The organism is Frankia sp. CoWAU3, from assembly GCF_977971855.1.
In genome coordinates this window covers 1-4128 of sequence record NZ_CDWWXB010000259.1, presented here as the reverse complement: position 1 = coordinate 4128, position 4128 = coordinate 1, and the positions used below count along the sequence as shown (strand labels likewise).

Genomic DNA, 4128 nt, shown 5'->3' with positions numbered 1-4128 from the left:
CTGTTCGACGGCGAGAATCGAGCCGTCGGCCTGGGGGACCTGGGACAGCAGCGGTCGGATCTCCGCCTCGACCGTGCCGCCGAGACCGCGTCCCGGCCCGATATCGACCAGAACCTTGCCGCGGCCCGGGTTACGCGACAACTGCGCCGCCAGCCGAAGCTGCCGGGACGGATCGGCGCCGAAGGCGGTGTGCCTGCCGCCCACGAGCAGGGGACTGTCGTTCGTGGCGGCGTAGGCGGCCCGGCCGAACGGCGTGCCGAACAGGCTCGCCGCACCGGCGCCAGCCAGACCGCCGAGCAGAATCCCGCGTCGGCTGACCAGCCGCCGCCGGAGAAAGGTCTGGAGCCATTCGTGCTGCTCGGCGATTGTCATGTCCTCGGCCATACCGGCCGGAACACCCGACGCCACCACTTCGCTGGGAGGACTCACAGGCATACCGCTGAAAGTAGGCCCGTCGCCTGTCGAATATCGCAAATACACGGTGGCGAACCACCGAAATATTTGTAAACATCGCGGGAGGGCTTCCCTGGCGGAGTCAGCCCGCTGACGGGCATCCGCCAGGCATTCCCGAACGGCTATCTCCCGCGGGTGGCTCCGGCTGGCGTTTCCGTCAGCCGGAGCCACCCTCACTCAGGGCGCACTCAGCACCGTTCAGCCGGCACCGCTCAGCCGGCACCGAAGAGCCCCTGCGCGAGAAAGCCGCCCGCGGGCGCCGCGGGCGGGACGGCGAACAGGGCGCTGGAGGTGTGCCGGATGAAGGTGTTCAATGCGTCGCCGGCCGCGAGGGTCCGCTGCACCGCGACGAACGCCGTACGCGGGTCGGCCTGGTAGGCCGCGAAGAACAGGCCGGCGTCCGGCTCGCCGGCTGAGTCCAGGCCGTCGTCATAGGAGTAGCCACGACGAAGCATGGCGATCCCGCCGTGGAACGACGGGTGGGACAGCCGGACATGGGCGTTGCCGGCGATCGCCAGACTGCCGTCGGCTGCGCGGGCAGTGAAGTCCGGCTGGATGGTCTCAGCGCCGCCCTGCCCCAACGGCGGTGCCGAGAGCGCGGTACCGTCGGACTTACGGCGGCCGATGACCGCGCTCTGAGCCGTCTCGTCCAGCCGCGCCCAGGCATCGAGCAGCATGCGGATGCGCCGGCAGACCAGGTAGGACCCGTCCCGCATCCATTCCGGCCCGCTGGACACCCACACCGCCCGCTCGAACCGCGGCGTGCCCGGTCCCGGGTTGTCCGTGCCGTCGATCTGCCCCATCAGGTTGCGTGGGGTGGACCCGGGGTTGAACGCGGCCGCCGCGGAACGAAGGAATCCCCGCTGGATCCAGCGGGGCCTGGCATCCTGAGCGGCGAGACGGCGCATCTGCCGGGAAACCGAGACCGCGACCATCGGATCCTCGGCGCAGACCTGCACGCCGAGATCCCCGCCACTGCGCACCGGATCGAGCTGGTCACCGGGCATCGCGGGAATGTCCGCGAACTCCGCGGGTATCTGCGCGTCGAGACCGGCGCGGCGCAGCGCGGACGCGCCGAGCCCGATGGTGATCGTCAGCCCCGCCGGTCCGAGTCCCTGGGTGTCCCGCTCAGCGCCGTCGAGCGGCTCGCCTCGCATCAGCACCGCGGCGGCGGCCGTCCAGGTGCGCAGCACCGCGGCGAGGGATGCGCGGACCGCAGCCGGGCCGGACGTCGTCAGGTCGTAGGCGGTGAAGACGAGCTGCGCGGGAGGGCGGTCGGCGATTCCGGGCTGGTGACGGCCGTCGCCCACCACCCCGGCCAGCGCCTCACGACGGACCGCGGCGACGCGGTCCGTCCCGCCCGGCTGGTCCTCCTGGGGACGTTCCGCGGCAACGGCGACACCGCCGTCGAGGGCCATGACTCCCCCGAGGCCTCCCCCGATCGCGACACCACCGCCGAAGCCGAGCAACCCGGCGCCCCGCAGCACCCTGCGGCGGTGGGGACCGATCGGGCGGTTCTCCCGGACCGCATCCGTCGCATCGGCGACATCCGTTACATCGGCAGCGTTCACAATGTCCGACACGCCCGCCCTACCGGCCCTATTGGACATACCAGTTTCAGCCATACCGGTTCCATCCGTCCTGTCGCTCACGGGATCCATACCGGCGCCGCGGTGAGATCCGACATCATCCTCGGGCCGGCAATCCTCCGGCCGGCAGCCTTCGGGCCGACGTCAGGGCGGCGATTACCACCGGAGGACACCCGGGTGAGCCGTCCGGTGAGGTGTTCGCATGGATCATAGGGCAGTTCCGCGATGTCCGTGAGGTGCATGTCCCGCATAGTGACTGCCGAACCGCACTCAGCGCCGCCCATCCCGGGTCCAGAGACGTCGTGTCGTCGAACGTTTACACATAGATACAGAATGAAGTGGAAATGCCGAACGGCCTGCCAACGGGCGACACGAGGAACCGATCAGCCTGCAGGAACGATCAGCGTGCGGGAACGACGACGTCACCGGCGCGCGGGACCATGCCCGGCCCGGCGGATCTCACCGGTCGCAGAGGTTCGGGTCGGTGCCCCAGCCACACAGCACGTTCTTCTCGATCTTCCCGGTGGAAACCTTCGGCAGCTCACGGAAGGTGATCTGCCGTGGAGAGCGCCGTCAACCACCGCGGGGCGCTCGGCGAACGCCCCGGCCGACCTTGACTAACCCGCCGCACTTCTCCGGGCGACGGGTTCGCCCCGGCGACGGGCCAAGCCCCACCGTGCACTCGAGTTCAGTCCGCGCAGCGCCCTGCGCACGGCCGGGTGCTGGCTGGCACGGTGCACCGGGTAGCGCCACGGCGGCTGTTCGCCCTGGCGCGACGCCATCGAGTAGGCGAACGACACCGGATCCTGATCGAGGTATGGGTCCACCCGTTCGAACCAGGCCATGCTCGTCCGCGCCGCCGCCTGCAGAGGACCCAGGGCCGCCCGGCCCCGCCGGTCGAAATCTCGCAGCGCGGCCGGCAGATCGCCGCCGCTGTCGTACATGCTCTGCGCGAGCACGACCGCATCGACGATCGCGAGCGCCGTGCCCGACCCGAAGGCGAAGTGCGTGGTGTGGGCGGCGTCACCGATCAACACGACGTTGTCGTGGTACCAGCTCCGATTGGTGACATCGGCGAAGCGCAGCCACCGCGCCGCCCGGCCGCGGCACTGGCTGATCAGCGGATGGCCGTCCAACGGACCAGAGAAGATCTTTTCCAGCATCCGCGGCGCGTCCTCGGCGCTCAGGAGATCAAGGCCGAGTCCCTTCCACGTCCGCTGGGAGCATTCCACGATGCAGGTGCTGACGCCGACGCTGGACGGATAGGCGTGGAACCAGATCCATCCCGCGGAGGTCCGTTCGAAGGCGAAGGTGAAGCTGTCGAAGCGCTTGTCGGTGCCGAGCCAGATGTACGGGTTACCGCCGATCTCGACCTTGGTACCGAAATCGTCCTGGGCCAGCTGGCGCACCCGGCTGTTCGCGCCGTCGGACGCCACGACGAGATCGGCGTCGGCGTACGGGCGCAGGCCGTCCACCTCGTGCCGGTACTCCACCTCGACGCCGAGGTCGGTGGCCCGCCGGGCGAGGATCTCAAGCAGCGCGGCCCGCTGCAGGCTGAAGCCGTAGCCGGTGAGATATGCCGCCGACGATCCGCCCAGACTGATCCGCTGTTCCTGCCAGAGAGTGGACGCAGCCCGCAGGGCACGAGCGCTGCCTGGGTCGTTGCGGAAAAGGACGTCCAGAAGGTTATCCCAGTACACGACCCCCCAGCCGTAGGTCGCCCCGGGCGGGTCGCGTTCGAGGACTATGATCTCCTGGCTGGCGTCACGGCGTTTCGCCGAGATAGCGAAGTAAAGTCCTGCCGGTCCGCCCCCCACACAGACGATCCTCACCGCAGGTGCCTCCTCTGTGTTCCTCCTCCGCGTGACCCGGACGGCGGGTGGCAACGACCGTTCGCCGGCTCGTCACCACCGTCGCCCCGGAGAGGAGCACCGCCAGCGGATGTCGTGGTGCCCACTTGTCGGGTTGCCCGGTTACCCCGCATTGTCGGGTTGACCGATTGTCGGGTTGACCGATCGTCAGATTGCTGGTCGGGTTGCTGGATTGTCGGGAGCCGGGATCACCAGCCACCCCAACGACCCCAGCC

At 69.5% G+C, this 4128-nt stretch carries 2 protein-coding genes and 1 pseudogene; all 3 read right to left on the bottom strand.

Going from position 1 to position 4128, the window contains the following annotated elements; all coding sequences use genetic code 11:
• Positions 1 to 435, bottom strand: a pseudogene (locus tag AC08ON_RS16705) (phosphoesterase); the annotation flags it as partial.
• A gap of 230 nt (positions 436 to 665) precedes the next feature.
• On the bottom strand, positions 666 to 2036 hold the full coding sequence (locus AC08ON_RS16700; protein WP_476617308.1) for a Dyp-type peroxidase: 1371 nt from the start codon (positions 2034 to 2036) through the stop codon (positions 666 to 668).
• Between the two features lie 623 nt (positions 2037 to 2659).
• Positions 2660 to 3874 (bottom strand): FAD-dependent monooxygenase, encoded by a 1215-nt coding sequence (locus AC08ON_RS16695; RefSeq protein ID WP_476617307.1) that lies wholly within the window; start codon positions 3872 to 3874, stop codon positions 2660 to 2662.
• Positions 3875 to 4128: the final 254 nt, after the last annotated feature.